This is a genomic window from Pseudorhizobium sp. NPDC055634, assembly GCF_053618655.1.
This window is the reverse complement of record NZ_JBSHHW010000001.1, coordinates 1-14,042: the sequence shown is the minus strand read 5'-3', so window position 1 is coordinate 14,042 and position 14,042 is coordinate 1. Positions and strand designations below refer to the sequence as shown.

Here is a 14,042-nt window from a genome sequence, read left to right as displayed (position 1 = left end):
GGTGAGGGGCGGACAGCGCGCCGGTGAACTCCATTCGCATCATACCCCGCTCGGGGGAATGCCCGTCCGCTCCACCTTGCGCGGCGACGTCAGTTCCTTCCAGGTGGAGAGCGCCCGGTTGACCGCCTGGAAGGGTTCGCGCTTGACGAACTTGCCGTGGCCCTCCCGCGTCCTCACCGTATCCTCCTCGATCGCGACGACGCCCCGCGTCAGCGTGTAGCGCGGCAGGCCGGTCACCTGCTTGCCCTCGAAGACATTGTAGTCGATCGCCGACTGCTGGGATTTCGCCGAGATCGTCTTCGACCGCTTCGGGTCCCAGACGACGATGTCGGCATCCGCGCCGACGAGGATCGCGCCCTTGCGCGGATAGACGTTGAGGATCTTGGCGATGTTGGTCGAGGTCACCGCCACGAACTCGTTCATGGTGATGCGGCCGGTCGCGACGCCGTGTGTCCACAGCATCGGCAGGCGATCCTCCAGGCCGCCCGTGCCGTTGGGGATCTTGCGGAAATCGCCGATGCCGTTGCGCTTCTGGTCGGTGGTGAAGGCGCAGTGGTCGGTCGCCACCACCTGCAGCGAGCCGGAGGCGAGGCCTGCCCAGAGCGAATCCTGGTGCTGCCTGTTCCTGAAGGGCGGGCTCATCACCCGGCGGGCGGCGTGGTCCCAGTCCTTGTCGAAATACTCGCTCTCGTCGAGGGTCAGATGCTGGATCAGCGGCTCGCCATAGACGCGCATGCCGGACTGCCTCGCCCGGCGGATCGCCTCGTGGGCCTGCTCGCAGGACGTATGGACGACATAGAGCGGCACGCCCGCCATGTCGGCGATGATGATGGCGCGGTTGGTGGCCTCGCCCTCGACGGAGGCGGGGCGGGAATAGGCATGCGCCTCCGGCCCGTCATTGCCTTCGTCCATCAGCTTCTGCTGCATGGCCGCGACCACGTCGCCGTTTTCGGCATGCACGAGCGGCAGGGCGCCGAGTTCGGCGCAGCGCGAAAACGAGGCGAACATCTCGTCGTCGTTCACCATCAGCGCGCCCTTGTAGGCCATGAAGTGCTTGAAGGTGTTGATGCCGTGGTTGAGCACGACGGCCTTCATCTCGTTGAAGACCTGCTCTCCCCACCAGGTAACCGACATGTGGAAGGAATAGTCGCAATTGGCGCGGGTCGACTTGTTGTCCCAGCGCTTGAGCGCATCAAGCAGCGACTGGCCCGGATCGGGAAGACAGAAATCGACGACCATGGTCGTGCCGCCGGCGAGCGCCGCGCGCGTGCCGCTTTCGAAGTCGTCGGCCGAATAGGTGCCCATGAACGGCATTTCGAGATGGACATGCGGGTCGATGCCGCCGGGCATGACATAGCAACCGGTCGCGTCCAGCACCTCGTCGCCGAAGAGGTTGGGGCCGATCTCGACGATCCTGCCGCCGTCCACCTTGACGTCGGCCCTGTAGGTCAGGTCGGCGGTGACAACGGTTCCGCCCTTGATCACTGTGCTCGTCATGCCATGCTTCCCCTATCCATGTCGGTTTCAGTTCGCCGGGCAGAATTTCACTGCCCTGGTCAGGTACCGGTCCTTGAGGATCATCGAGATGCGGTCCCGCCCGGCGGCCTTGCAGGCGGCGGCGAAGTCGATGCTGCGGTCACTGTATTCCGCATCGAAGACCGGCTTGCCGCGCTGCGGATAGGCCTTGACGCGATCGCACCAGCGGTCCTGGTAGCAACTCTCGGTGATCACGAAATCGAGCGTCGAAACGAAGTCGGCGGTCATCTCCGGGACGTTCTTCTGCGCGATCGCAAGGCCGAGACCGTGGGCGATACCGGCCAGCGCGAGGACGTAGCGCCGGGTGTCGGCCGCCTTGAGCGGGAAACCGGAATCATTGTCGTGGACATCCATGTTGTCGGGCTCGATCGCATCGAAGCCCTTGGCCTTGCAGACCTGGAAGCGGGCCTTCATGATCGGCAGCAGGACGTCGTGCCTGCGGATGTCGAGGAAGCGCTCGTCGGGCCAGTCGCCGTAGACCTTGCCGACGACCGCCTTCGGAAAAGCCTGCCTGTCCGGCGATGTCTTCTCCACCGTTCCGACGCTGACGTAGCAGATCGTCCTGATCCCGCGCGCCTTCAGCTTGCCGATGTCGGCGGTCTTCACCAGTTCGGGATGCAGGTCCAGAACCGCAACCTTGCGGGAGAGGTCGAGCGGCTCGGTGAGCTGCCAGTCCCATCGCTCGCCGACGCGGAAGGGCTGGGCGGCGAGAGCCGGGGCCGCGAATGCCGCCATCAGAGCAAGAGCCGTCAGACAGCGTATCATGCCCTAGTCTCCTATCTCGGCGGTTTCCAGCACGGCGTGGAACAGAACGTCGGCGCCGGCCGCGGCCCATTCTTTCGAGATGTCTTCCGCCTCGTTGTGTGACAGCCCGCCGACGCAGGGACACATGATCATCGTCGCCGGCGCCACTTTCGCGGCCCAGCAGGCGTCGTGACCGGCTCCGGAAATGATGTCCATGTGGCTGTAGCCGAGCCTTTCGGCCGCATCGCGGACGCGGCCGACCAGCACCGGATCGAAGGTCACCGGATCGAAATGCCCGACCGCCTCCACCGAACAGCCGACGCCGAGCCTGTCGCAGATCTCGGCTGCCCGGCTCTCGATCGTCGCCCGCATCCGGTCGAGCTTTTCCTGGCTCGGCGTGCGGATGTCGACGGTGAAGACCACCTTGCCGGGCAGGACGTTGCGGGAATTGGGCGAGAAGAACACCTGGCCGACGCCGCCGACGGCGCCCGGCTGCTCGCTCATCGCCACGTCCTGCACCATTTCGAGGATGCGAGCCATGGCAAGCCCGGCATTGACGCGCATGTCCATCGGCGTGGAGCCCGTATGGGCTTCCCGGCCGGTCAGCGTGAACTCCAGCCACCAGAGGCCCTGGCAGTGGGTGACGACGCCGATCTGCCGGTTCTCCGCCTCCAGGATCGGGCCCTGTTCGATGTGGTACTCGAAATAGGCATGCATCCGGCGGGCGCCGACTTCTTCCTCGCCCACCCAGCCTATCCGCTTCAGCTCGTCGCCGAAGTTCTTTCCATCGGGGTCCTTGCGGGCATAGGCGTAGTCGAGGTCGTGGACGCCGGCAAAGACGCCGGAGGCGAGCATGGCGGGCGCGAAGCGGGCGCCTTCCTCGTTGGTCCAGTTGGTCACCACGATCGGGTGCCTGGTTCTGATGCCGAGGTCGTTCAGCGTGCGCACCACCTCCAGGCCGGCCAGCACGCCGAGGACGCCGTCATACTTGCCGCCGGTCGGCTGGGTGTCGAGGTGCGAGCCGATATAGACCGGCAGGGCGTCGGGATCGGTGCCCGGACGGGTCATGAACATCGTTCCCATCCGGTCGACGCCCATCGCCAGCCCGGCATCGTCGCACCATGCCTTGAAGAGCCTGCGTCCCTCGGCGTCCGCATCCGTCAGCGTCTGCCGATTGTTGCCGCCGGCGATGCCGGGGCCGATCTTCGCCATTTCCATGAGCGAATCCCACAGCCTGTCGCCATTGATGCGCAGGTTCTCGCCGGGTGCTGCCACCATCAGCCTGTCCTCACCTGTTTCGGGACCGCGCGCGGCGGTCGTATGCTGTTCCCTCCGGTTCTCACTCTACTGCCCCGTCGACAGTAAAACTCAGCATTGCCTTTGTTGGACTTGTCGCTGATAATTTGACCGGTTGGTAAAAACATACAATTTCCGCGCCGCCACTCAAGACGAAAATTCGCAAATCCTGCCGCCGATCGGATGGTGACTGCGGATACGGCATCTGGAGCGGCCGGGCGGGTCGAGTGCGGGGGCAGGCGAGGGCATGGCGGTACCGAGGGCGGCGAAGACACAGCGGCGGACGCGGATCCAGGAGGAGAAGGAGGAGCGGATCCTCGATGCGGCGCTGGAGGTGTTTTCATCGAGCGGCTTCAGGGGCTCCACGATCGACCAGATCGCCGAGGCCGCCGGCATGTCGAAGCCCAACCTTCTCTATTATTTCCGCACCAAGGAGGCGATCTACCGGACGCTGCTAGAAAGCATGCTCTTTACCTGGCTGGAGCCGCTGAAGGAGTTGAACGCCGAGGGCGATCCGGAATCGGAGATTCGCTCCTACATCCGCCGGAAGCTCGAGATGTCGCGGGATTTCCCGCGCGAGAGCCGGCTCTTCGCCAACGAGATGCTGCAGGGGGCGCCCCATATCGAGGACGACCTGACCGGCCCCCTGAGGTCGCTGGTCGACGAGAAGTCGGAGGTGATCCGCAGCTGGATCAGGGACGGCAAGATCGCTCGCTGCGATCCCTATCACCTGATCTTCGCGATCTGGGCGACGACCCAGCATTACGCCGATTTCGACGTACAGGTGCGGGCCGTGCTCGGCGAAAGCCGCGCCGGGGAGGGACGCTTCGAGGATGCGGCGCGCTTCCTCGAACAGCTGTTCTTCGAAGGGCTGCGCCCGAAGCGGCCGTGACCGGAGCTTTCCGTCAGAGGTCCGTGCGTCGGAGCAGGTAGTCGAGCCCGCCGACCCGGAACCACCGGTAGGCATGGGCATCCAGAAGCAGCCGGTGGCGGCCCTTGCCGTCGGCCTGGCTGCTTTCGCCGGCGGCGATGTCGATCAGCAGCTTGCCCTGCTCGCCGCAGTGGGGGTCGAGATGGACCTCCAACGGTTCCGGCCTCAGGTTGTGGACGACCAGCACGGAATTGTTGCGCCAGTCGTAGCGCATCGCCAGCACGCCGGGATCGCCGGTGTCGAGGATGGCATAGTCGCCCCAGCCGATTTCCGGCGCCTCCTTGCGCATGCGGATCAGCCGCTCCATCCAGTTGAGGAGCGAACCCGGCTCGCGCCGCTGCTCGGCGACGTTGATGTGTTCGTAGGCGAACGGGCCCTTGGAAATCACCGGCAGGACAGGTTTGTCGCTCTTGGTGAAACCGCCCTGCGGCTCGTCCGACCACTGCATCGGCGTGCGGGCGCAATTGCGTTCCGGCAGGTCCAGATCGTCGCCCATGCCGATCTCGTCGCCGTAGCGGATCACCGGCGTGCCCGGCAGCGAGAACATCAGGCTGTAGGCGAGTTCCAGCCTTCGCTGGTCGCCGCCGAGCATCGGGGCAAGCCGCCGGCGGATGCCGCGTCCGTAGAGCTGCATGTGCTGCTCCGGCCCGAAGGCGGAAAAGACCGCCTGCCGCTGTTCCTCGCTCAGCCGACCGAGATCCAGTTCGTCGTGGTTGCGCAGGAACATGCCGAACTGGGCGGTGTGCGGCTTCTCGCGCGTCTTCTCCAGCGCGTCCACCATGGGACGCGTATCGCCGCTCGCGAGCGCGTAGAACAGCGTCTGGTTGACCGGAAAGTTGAACATCATGTGGATGCGGTCGCCGTCATCGCCGAAGTAATGCAGGTTTTCCTGCGGGAGGATGTTGGCCTCGCCGAGGATGATCGAATCCCCCTGCCGCCACTGCAGGAATTCCCGGAAGGTGCGCAGCATGTCGAACTGCTCCTTCGGCTTCCTGACATGCGCGCCTTTCTCGGCGATCACGAAGGGGACCGCGTCCATGCGGAAGCCGTTGACGCCGAGCTGGATCCAGAAACCCATGATCTTCAGGATCTCCGCCTGCACGTGCGGATTGGCGGTGTTGAGGTCCGGCTGGAACTTGTAGAACCGGTGGAAATAGTATTCGCCGGCCTTCTCGTCGCGGGTCCAGGTGCTTTCCTGGACGCCGGGGAACACCATGCCCTGGTCCGCGTTCGCAGGCTTCTTCTTCGACCAGACGTACCAGTCGCGATAGGGGGAGGCCGGATCGCTGCGGGCCGACTGGAACCAGGGATGCTGGTCGGACGTGTGGTTGACGACGAGGTCGATCAGCACGCGGATGCCGCGCTGCTTGCAGCCATGGGTGAAGTCGACGAAATCGCCGAGCGTCCCGTAGCGGGGGTCGACATTGTAGTAGTCGGCGACGTCATAGCCGTCGTCCTTTCCCGGCGAGACCTGGAAGGGCATCAGCCAGATCGCGTTGACGCCAAGCCCCGCCAGATAGTCCAGCCGTCGCGACAGGCCCTCGAAATCCCCGACGCCGTCGCCGTTGGAATCCATGAAGGTCTCCACCGACAGGCAATAGATGACGGCGTTCTTGTACCAGAGGTCGCTGATCACGATGGCTCTCCTGTGGGCAGACCTCGTGGCAATGTGGAGGAGGGGAGGTTTGTTCCGGCGACCTGGGCCAAGCCCTCGACGCAAAGGGCCCGAAGCGTTGCTGCGGGCCCTCGTTCCGGCGATTGTCGTGTCGGGCTGGCCGAAGCTTCCGAAGAGGCGGCTGCGATCTCCCCGGTGCCTCTCCCTTCGGCCGGGCTTCTATTCGGCGGCCACCGGCGCGGCCATCGGGTTGTTGGGATGCATGGTCCAGTTGGCATAGGTGGGCTCCACCACCTTGCCGGTGCGCTGGTCGATCTCGCCGGCGGCCAGCGGCTGCAGGGTGATGCAGTCCTCGACGGGACAGACGTTGACGCAGAGGTTGCAGCCGACGCACTCGTCCTCCATCACCTCGAAGCGGCGGATGCCGTCGACCTGCGAGGTGATCGCCTGATGGGACGTGTCCTCGCAGGCGATGTGACAGCGGCCGCACTTGATGCAGAGGTCCTGGTCGATATGGGCCTTGGCGACATAGTTGAGGTTGAGATAGCGCCAGTCGGTGACGTTGTTCACGGCGCGCCCGCAGATATCGTCGAGGGTGCGGTGGCCCTTGGCATCCATCCAGTCGGAAAGGCCGGTGATCATCTCCTCCACGATCTTGAAGCCGTAGGTCATCGCCGCCGTGCAGACCTGAACATTGCCGGCGCCGAGCGCCAGGAACTCGGCGGCGTCGCGCCAGGTGGTCACCCCGCCGATGCCGGAGATCGGCAGGCCTGCCGTCTCCGGATCCCGGGCGATCTCGGCCACCATGTTGAGGGCGATCGGCTTGACCGCCGGGCCGCAATAGCCGCCATGGCTGCCGCGTCCGTCGATGGTCGGCACGGGGGCGAAGCTGTCGAGGTCGACGGAGACGATCGAGGAAATGGTGTTGATCAGCGACACGGCATCCGTTCCGCCTGCCTTCGCCGCACGGGCGGGGTAGCGGATGTCGGTGATGTTCGGCGTCAGCTTGGTGATCACCGGCATGCGGGTGTACTGCTTGCACCAGCGCACCACCATCTCGATATACTCCGGCACCTGGCCGACGGCGGAGCCCATGCCGCGCTCCGACATGCCGTGCGGACAGCCGAAGTTGAGCTCGATGCCGTCCACCTCGGTCTCCTCGACGAGCGGCAGGATCGCCTTCCAGGCCTCCTCCTCGCAGGGCACCATAATGGAGGCGATGATCGCCCGGTCCGGCCAGTTCTTCTTGACCTCCTTCATCTCGCGCAGGTTCACGTAGAGGTCGCGATCGGTGATCAGTTCGATGTTGTTAAGCCCGAGGAGGCGACGGTCGGCGCCCCAGATCGCGCCGTAGCGCGGGCCGTTGACGTTGACGATGGGCGGGCCCTCGGCGCCGAGCGTCTTCCAGACGACGCCGCCCCAGCCCGCCTTGAAGGCGCGCTCGACGTTGTAGGCCTTGTCGGTCGGCGGGGCCGAGGCCAGCCAGAAGGGGTTGGGGGACCTGATGCCGACGAAATTGTTGCGGATGTCTGCCATGGGTAACGTCCTCCCCTTCAGGCGACGGCGGTGGCCGGACGGGCGCCGGCCATCAGGATGCGGTTGATGTCTTCGGCTGCGTCGCGGCCCTGGGCGGCCGCCGAGACGGTCAGGTCCTGGCCGGTGCCGACGCAATCGCCGCCGGCCCAGACGCCGTCGATCGAGGTGCGGCCCTCGAGATCCACGGCGATCTTACCGCCTTCCATCGCGAGCGGGCCGAGCCCGCTGCCGACGAAGCTCTGGCCGATCGCCTTCATCACCTGGTCGGCGGCGATGACGCCCGTCTCCCCGGTGCCGACCAGCTTGCCGTCGCGGACGGCGGTGTATTCCACCTCGATGCCGGCCACCTTGCCTTCCTTTCCGAGGATGCGCTTCGGGGCCAGCCAGTGGCGGATGATGACGCCGTTTGCGGTGGCGAGGTCCTGCTCGTAGCCGGAGGCGTTCATGTTCTCCTTGCCGCGGCGGTAGCAGATCGTCACTTCCTCGGCGCCGAGAAGCTTGGCCTGGATCGCCGCGTCGATCGCCGTCATGCCGCCGCCCAGCACGACGACCCGGCGGCCGATCGGGATGTCGGCCTTGTCGACCGCCTGGCGAAGGGCGGCGATGAAATCGACCGCGTCCTCGACGCCGGCAAGGTCCTCGCCCTCGATGCCGAGGCCGTTGACGCCGGCGAGGCCCATGCCGAGGAAGACCGCGTCGAAGCTGCCGGTGAGGTCGGCGAGCGTGAAGTCGCGGCCCAGCATCTGGCCGGTGCGGATCTCGATGCCGCCGATCGCGGTGATGTAGTCGACCTCGCGCTGCGCGAAGTCGTCGGTCGCCTTGTAGGTGGCGATCCCGTACTCGTTGAGGCCGCCGGCCTTTTCGCGGGCGTCGAGGACGACGACATCGTGGCCGTGCATGGCGAGCCGGTGGGCGCAGGCAAGGCCCGCGGGCCCCGCGCCGACCACGGCCACCCGTCGTCCGGTGGAGGCCGCGCGCGCATAGAACTGCCGGTCCGCCTCCATGGCGATGTCGGTCGCGTAGCGCTGCAGCTTGCCGATTTCGACCGGGCGGTCCTCCGCGGTGTTGCGCACGCAAGCCTGCTCGCACAGCGTCTCGGTGGGACAGACGCGGGCGCACATGCCGCCGAGGATGTTCTGGTCGAAGATGGTCTTGGCGGAGCCGAGGGGATTGCCGGTCGAGATCTGGCGGATGAAGAGCGGGATGTCGATGGCGGTGGGACAGGCCGTCATGCACGGCGCGTCGTAGCAGAAATAGCACCGGTCGGATGCGACCAGCGCCTCATGGCGATCGAGGCGCGGGTGAAGATCGGAAAAATTGGATGCGTATTCGCCAGGAGACAGGCGGCCAGCCTGTATCCCGCTTCCCAGTCGTTCCATCCGAGTTCCCTCTTTTATGGCTTTTATGGACAACTATTGGGCACAGGCTAGCACAGCCCGAAAATTTATCAAACGGTAAAAAATTGGAGCAAATCCGGCCCGTTTAAACATGATCGTAATGATCAACTTTAATCTTTACTCGATTAGTCAAGTTACATATGGTTCGCGCCGTGGAGAGGCTTCGGCCTTGGATTCGAGAGGGATGCGGACATGGCGAAGAAGCAGAAGCGGAAGGGCGGCAACGCCGGTGCAGAGGGCGCCAGAGAGGGTGCCAGGGACGGGATCAGCCGCGCTCCGCAGGATCAGGCCGTCCTCGACGTGCGCAGCTTCCTCTATGTCGGCGGCCGCGACTGCCAGGTCGCCCATCTGCGGCAGATCGCCAGCAAGCACGGCGCCGAACTGATCCATCACGACGGTGGGCTGAGGGAAGCGGTCTCGCGCATCGACACGGTCCTGCCGTCGGTCGACTGCGTCTTCTGCCCCATCGACTGTATCAGCCACGACGCGTGTCTGCGGGTGAAGACCGGATGCAAGAAGTTCGGAAAGACCTTCATCCCGCTGCGCAACGGCTCGAAGTCGAGCCTGGAACGTGCGCTGCAGACCATGAAGGAACGCAATGATGAGAGACGAACGTCCTGAGGCCAGCCTGTTCATCGGCCTCCACAAGCTTGCCGAACAGAATGGCGACGGCCTGGTGCCGGAGCTCTATGCCCTCCTGACGCAGGATGCGCCGGCGCCGGACATGACCAATGTCGTGAACTTCCCCGCCACCCGGCGCAGCGCCTTCCCGGATGCATCGCCGGGTGCTTCCCCGGATGCTGGCCAGGGTGCTTCTCCGGATGCTGGCCCGCACCCCGCATCGCATCCCTCGGCCCGGATCCTCGCCTTTCGGCGTTAGCCGCGGGCTGTCTCCGGCATTTCAACGTTCCGCCCCTCATCCGCCTGCCGGCACCTTCTCCCCGCGAGCGGGGAGAAGGACACGAAGGCCGCACCGTCGCGTCCGGCGTGAGCGATGGTTCCCGGGACATATTGGGCGCTCTCGTGGAAGCTGGAACGCTCCGCCCCTCATCCGCCTGCCGGCACCTTCTCCCCGCGGGCGGGGAGAAGGACGCGAGGGGCGCACCGTGGCGTCCGGCGTCAGGGATGGTTCCCGGGAGATGTCGGGCGCTCTCTCGTGGAAGCTGGAACGCTCCGCCCCTCATCCGCCTGCCGGCACCTTCTCCCCGCGAGCGTGGAGAAGGACGCGAGGGGCGTACCGTGGCGTCCGGCGTGAGCGATGGTCTTCCACGAGGCGCGGATGATCTCCCATGCCGACCGATCCTCCCTCATGCCGGGGAGGAGGGGCCCGCCGAGGTGTTCCCTCTCCCCGCAGGCGGGGAGAGGGCCAGGGTGAGGGGCAGAAAGGGTGAGGGGCAGAAAGGGCGAGGAGGTGAGGGGCGAAGAGGGAGGAGTTGCGTAAAGAGGGACGACGGCCCCGGAAAGCCGCTACTCTCTCCGCCCGAAGAAGGCGCCCGCGGCGACGATCAGCCAGCCGAGCATCATGGTCGTGCCGCCGGTCGGGGTGGCCATGGGGAAGAGGCCGGTGCCGAGGAAGTGGCGGGAGAGGAGGTCGCCGGAGAAGAGCAGCGTGCCGAGCGCGATCACCAGCGCCGCGAGCGTTGCGGTCCGCATCATCCGGTATCCGGCATAAAGCGCGACGAGGGCGGGGGCATGGATGAGGCACATGGTGGAGGCCGTGCCGAGCAGGCGGGCATCGGCGCCGTGGCTGGCGGCGGCCGCGAGCGCCACGCCGGCGGCTCCGAAGAGCCCCGCCAGCAAGAGGATCAGGGGCCGCAGGTTGTCGAGTCTTTCCAAGGCGCTATTCCCTGTTCTGCATGTGGTATGCAAGCCGCTCGATGGGCGGCCAGATGATGTCGCGGAGCTTCGGGTTGTCGACCGTCTCGTCGAGCGCGCGGCGGAAGCAGAGGAGCCATTCGGCGGTCTCCCGCGGGCCGATCGCCGCCCCGAAATGCCGCGACCGCAGGCGCGGATGGCCGTGCTTCTCGACATAGACGGGCGGGCCGCCGAGATAGCCGGTGAGATAGTCGTAGAGCTTGGCCTCGCTGCCGACGAGGTTCGGCGGGTGGACGGCGCGGCAGCGCGCCGCCTCCGGCAGCGTATCCATCAGTTCGTAGAAGCGGCGCGTCAGCGAGCGGACCGTCGCGTCGCCGCCGATCGCCTCGTAAAGCGTGATAGTCTCGCCCGCCATTCCGGCTCCCGTCCGTCCGCCCGTGGTCCTGGTCGGTCTAGCCGCTGGACGGCGGTCCGGCAAGCGCCAGGGCGTCGCAGTCAGTCGGGGCCGACATCCGCCTCGCGGGCCGCGTCGTCGGGAAGCGAGCCGGTGCCCGGCGTCTTCGTCGTGACCGTCAGGTCCTTTCGGGCATGCGGCCCCTCTGGGTTCTTGCCGGTCCCGTCGGTGCGGGCCGGTTCGCGTTCCTCGACGGCGTCCTGCGCCTGACCGTCCTCGACCTGCCCGTCCCGTACCTTGCTGTCCTGCATCTCTCTGTCCATGTTCATCCGGGTCTCCTTTTCGCAAGACAACAGCATCCCGGCGTGCCTGGTTCCGGCGGGGCGGGGGCGATTTTTCGCCTGTGGCGAGGAACGTAAGACCGAGCAGGCGGTTTCAGCCAGGAGAGGGGTGTCATCCCGGCCTCGATCGCATCAGAGGGGACCGCTTCGAAATGCCTTCACGTATTCCCGTGCTTGTCGTGGAAGACGAGCCCATCCTGCGTTTCGATATCGTCGATACACTCACTGACGCGGGCTTCCATGTCCATGAGGCCGGCAACGCCTCCGAGGCAATCGAGATCCTCACCCGCCATGCGGATATCCGCCTCGTCTTCACCGACGTCGACATGCCCGGCGACATGGACGGGATCATGCTCGCCGCCTATATCCGCGACCGCTGGCCGCCCCTCAAGATCATCGTAACCTCCGGATACCGGCGAGTCTCCCCGGACGAGATCCCGACGGAAAGCTGCTTCTTCAGCAAGCCCTACGACACCGACGGCATCGTCACCACCATCACCCGCATGCTCTCCGGCCAGGGCCGCTACCCTTCGTGAGCCGGCCGCGGGGTCCGGTCTTGCACTTGACTGGGCGACTGGACTTTAACGACGCGAGATCCAGTTTCATCGAACGGGCGTTTTCGGCACGGCGAGCCCGGTGAGGGATCACGCGCATGACCTCGACGAACCCCTTGCATTCTGCCCCCTTCCATTCCCCGGTGCGGCCATGAGCGGCGTTGCGTCGGAAGACGCGATCAGAACGCTGCTGCGCGCGCTGGTGCTCGACGTGTTCGACGAACACGATGCCGAAAGGCGGGCCGGCGCGATCGAGCGCGTCTTCGCGGAGGATGCCGACTTCATCGACCAGACCGGGCCTCACCGCGGCCGGGCCGACATCGAGGCGGCGGTGGTGAACCTGCATGCGCGACTGGCCGGATACCGCTTCCGCCTGACGAGCGAGCCGCAGGCGGTGCCGGGCGGCGGCCGCATCACCTGGGCATTCGGCCCGCCCGAGAATCCGTCCCGCGTAACCGGAATGGACATCATCGTCGTCAGGGACGGCCAGGTCGCACTGCTGATCACCTTCCTCGACCCGCAAGGGGGCGAAAGGCCGTAGGGCCGGGGTGGGGGAGTGGGTGTGTTAGGCGTGTCATAGCGCCGAATTTTGGATTTCCCGTGCAGGAGCATGTCGACGGCGGTCAAGGGCCTGCTCAGTCATCGTCGGCACTCACCGCTGGCCTGGGTGGACCAAACGTCGAATGAGCATGCTAGTCCGCTGATGCCTCGCTGCCCAGGTATCGTTTGCCCGTTGCCGTCTCCATGACACTTGCGAGTTGGACGGCGAGTGTGGACTCCAGAAGGGCCTCCATTCCTGAGAGGTCGAGTCTTCCTTCCGCGTCCGCACGGTCGGCGTGCTCGAGCGCGTCGAAATATGGCCGTCTATTATCTACGATTTGGTCTGGGATTGTATTTCGGCCCGGCAATAGGAGACCCAGTTTCACGGATAGAACGACGTAAGAGACCATCCGAGATGTGCGCCCATTCCCGTCAATGAAAGGATGAATCCAGTTTAGTCGCCACATGATATACGATGCGAGGTGGATGGCATTCTTTTCCGCCCACTTGCTATTCACATAGTCGCAAAGGTCTTCAATAAGTTCCGGCACCATGAAGGCCTCGACGGGCCTGTGCGCGCTGCCTTCTATAGAGACACCAGCGGGGCGAAAATTTCCGGCGTAGCCACTGATGCCCTGGAGCGCGGCGCGGTGAAGCGCGAGTATGGCCGAGGGGCGAAGTTTCCAATCATCGCCCCGCTCAATAGCTTCCATGATCATGTGGCTGGCGAGGTCGAACTGGAGGAGGCCGTTGCGGGCCTCTGCTTCGGCACGAGCCTGATCGTCGTCAATTAGGTAGGCTTCACTCGCTACGCTATGACGACGATCTTCTTCGCTCATTTGGAGCGCTCGCCCTTGGCATCGGTACCGTAAGGCATTTCATCAGCAATCCGGTCCACCATTTCGCGGGTAATTTTGTTATTCTCAAAATGAGTGTTCCCGTAGGCAAAGCTGCGACGCTGAACCTCCAGATCGCCTTTCGTCTGCGGTGCTCTCTTCGCTGCTTCGATAAGGATCCTGAGCGGTTCATTCATGATGCTATTCCTTCCTGCAAGCGCCCATAAAACCACAAACGAGATCTGTCGTAACGTATTCTTTGCATGGAGAACATTGTCTCAGGCTTATGTGGCGGGCTTGCGTCATATGGGGTGCGGGAAACCAGACGCCAATTCGCCTAATAGTACGGGTTTCGAATTCGGGCGGCTTCCTATGGCTTTCAAAACCACTGCAAATAAGAGCTAGGCTTCGATGCCCGACCTGAGAGATAGGTGACGAAACGTACCGGATACATGGGTAACACTTTCCGTTTTGCGGGAGGTGTTGATGCCGTGGAAAGAGATTTCG

Annotated in this window: 16 protein-coding genes; 5 read left to right on the top strand and 11 right to left on the bottom strand. The window is 64.9% G+C overall.

Annotation, left to right across the window (positions count from 1 at the left end; all coding sequences use genetic code 11):
- Positions 1-39: 39 nt before the first annotated feature.
- The 3 genes from hydA to ACWGPT_RS00070 are packed head-to-tail and all read right to left on the bottom strand — an operon-like array spanning position 40 to position 3,558.
- Positions 40-1,497, bottom strand: coding sequence for a dihydropyrimidinase (gene hydA, locus ACWGPT_RS00080; protein ID WP_452603539.1), 1,458 nt, complete (start codon positions 1,495-1,497; stop codon positions 40-42).
- 27 nt (positions 1,498-1,524) lie between these two features.
- A complete protein-coding gene (locus ACWGPT_RS00075) occupies positions 1,525-2,301 on the bottom strand; it encodes an endo alpha-1,4 polygalactosaminidase (RefSeq protein WP_452603538.1) in 777 nt (258 codons plus the stop codon).
- A gap of 3 nt (positions 2,302-2,304) precedes the next feature.
- Positions 2,305-3,558 (bottom strand): Zn-dependent hydrolase, encoded by a 1,254-nt coding sequence (locus ACWGPT_RS00070; RefSeq protein WP_452603537.1) that lies wholly within the window; start codon positions 3,556-3,558, stop codon positions 2,305-2,307.
- A 265-nt stretch (positions 3,559-3,823) separates the two neighbouring features.
- Between ACWGPT_RS00070 and ACWGPT_RS00065 the strand changes: the two genes are divergently transcribed.
- Positions 3,824-4,468 (top strand): TetR family transcriptional regulator C-terminal domain-containing protein, encoded by a 645-nt coding sequence (locus ACWGPT_RS00065; RefSeq protein WP_452603536.1) that lies wholly within the window; start codon positions 3,824-3,826, stop codon positions 4,466-4,468.
- 13 nt (positions 4,469-4,481) lie between these two features.
- Here the strand turns inward: ACWGPT_RS00065 and ACWGPT_RS00060 are convergent, their stop codons facing one another.
- The 3 genes from ACWGPT_RS00060 to ACWGPT_RS00050 form a co-directional block, all read right to left on the bottom strand.
- Entirely contained in the window at positions 4,482-6,143 is a 1,662-nt protein-coding gene (locus tag ACWGPT_RS00060) for an alpha-amylase family protein (protein WP_452603535.1), read from the bottom strand.
- A 198-nt stretch (positions 6,144-6,341) separates the two neighbouring features.
- Complete coding sequence (gene preA / locus ACWGPT_RS00055) at positions 6,342-7,658, bottom strand: NAD-dependent dihydropyrimidine dehydrogenase subunit PreA (protein WP_452603534.1); 1,317 nt, start codon at positions 7,656-7,658, stop codon at positions 6,342-6,344.
- Between the two features lie 17 nt (positions 7,659-7,675).
- Complete coding sequence (locus ACWGPT_RS00050) at positions 7,676-9,037, bottom strand: NAD(P)-dependent oxidoreductase (protein ID WP_452603533.1); 1,362 nt, start codon at positions 9,035-9,037, stop codon at positions 7,676-7,678.
- A gap of 210 nt (positions 9,038-9,247) precedes the next feature.
- Between ACWGPT_RS00050 and ACWGPT_RS00045 the strand changes: the two genes are divergently transcribed.
- Both ACWGPT_RS00045 and ACWGPT_RS00040 read left to right on the top strand, forming a co-directional pair.
- Positions 9,248-9,676: a DUF2325 domain-containing protein gene (locus tag ACWGPT_RS00045; RefSeq protein ID WP_452603532.1), complete on the top strand. Its 429-nt coding sequence runs from the start codon at positions 9,248-9,250 to the stop codon at positions 9,674-9,676.
- The gene (locus tag ACWGPT_RS00040; RefSeq protein WP_452603531.1) at positions 9,657-9,935 is read left to right on the top strand and encodes a hypothetical protein; all 279 of its coding nucleotides are present in this window, start codon (positions 9,657-9,659) and stop codon (positions 9,933-9,935) included. Before ACWGPT_RS00045 ends, ACWGPT_RS00040 begins: the two co-directional genes overlap by 20 nt.
- Before the next feature lie 587 nt (positions 9,936-10,522).
- Here ACWGPT_RS00040 and ACWGPT_RS00035 read toward each other — a convergent pair.
- The 3 genes from ACWGPT_RS00035 to ACWGPT_RS00025 all read right to left on the bottom strand — a co-directional run bounded on the left by ACWGPT_RS00035 (position 10,523) and on the right by ACWGPT_RS00025 (position 11,593).
- Positions 10,523-10,891 carry a DUF423 domain-containing protein gene (locus tag ACWGPT_RS00035; protein WP_452603530.1) on the bottom strand — a complete coding sequence of 123 codons (369 nt, stop codon included), beginning with the start codon at positions 10,889-10,891 and terminating at the stop codon, positions 10,523-10,525.
- Between the two features lie 4 nt (positions 10,892-10,895).
- Positions 10,896-11,285 carry a globin domain-containing protein gene (locus ACWGPT_RS00030; protein WP_452603529.1) on the bottom strand — a complete coding sequence of 130 codons (390 nt, stop codon included), beginning with the start codon at positions 11,283-11,285 and terminating at the stop codon, positions 10,896-10,898.
- 80 nt (positions 11,286-11,365) lie between these two features.
- Positions 11,366-11,593: a hypothetical protein gene (locus tag ACWGPT_RS00025; protein WP_452603528.1), complete on the bottom strand. Its 228-nt coding sequence runs from the start codon at positions 11,591-11,593 to the stop codon at positions 11,366-11,368.
- Positions 11,594-11,757: 164 nt separating this feature from the next.
- On the opposite strand from ACWGPT_RS00025, the gene ACWGPT_RS00020 reads away from it, so the two are divergent.
- The gene (locus ACWGPT_RS00020) at positions 11,758-12,141 is read left to right on the top strand and encodes a response regulator (protein WP_452603527.1); all 384 of its coding nucleotides are present in this window, start codon (positions 11,758-11,760) and stop codon (positions 12,139-12,141) included.
- Between the two features lie 169 nt (positions 12,142-12,310).
- Positions 12,311-12,700, top strand: coding sequence for a nuclear transport factor 2 family protein (locus ACWGPT_RS00015; protein WP_452603526.1), 390 nt, complete (start codon positions 12,311-12,313; stop codon positions 12,698-12,700).
- A 151-nt stretch (positions 12,701-12,851) separates the two neighbouring features.
- On the opposite strand, the gene ACWGPT_RS00010 is transcribed toward ACWGPT_RS00015, so the two are convergent.
- Complete coding sequence (locus tag ACWGPT_RS00010) at positions 12,852-13,538, bottom strand: Fic family protein (protein WP_452603525.1); 687 nt, start codon at positions 13,536-13,538, stop codon at positions 12,852-12,854.
- The gene (locus ACWGPT_RS00005; protein WP_452603524.1) at positions 13,535-13,732 is read right to left on the bottom strand and encodes a hypothetical protein; all 198 of its coding nucleotides are present in this window, start codon (positions 13,730-13,732) and stop codon (positions 13,535-13,537) included. Before ACWGPT_RS00005 ends, ACWGPT_RS00010 begins: the two co-directional genes overlap by 4 nt.
- Between the last annotated feature and the right edge of the window lie 310 nt (positions 13,733-14,042).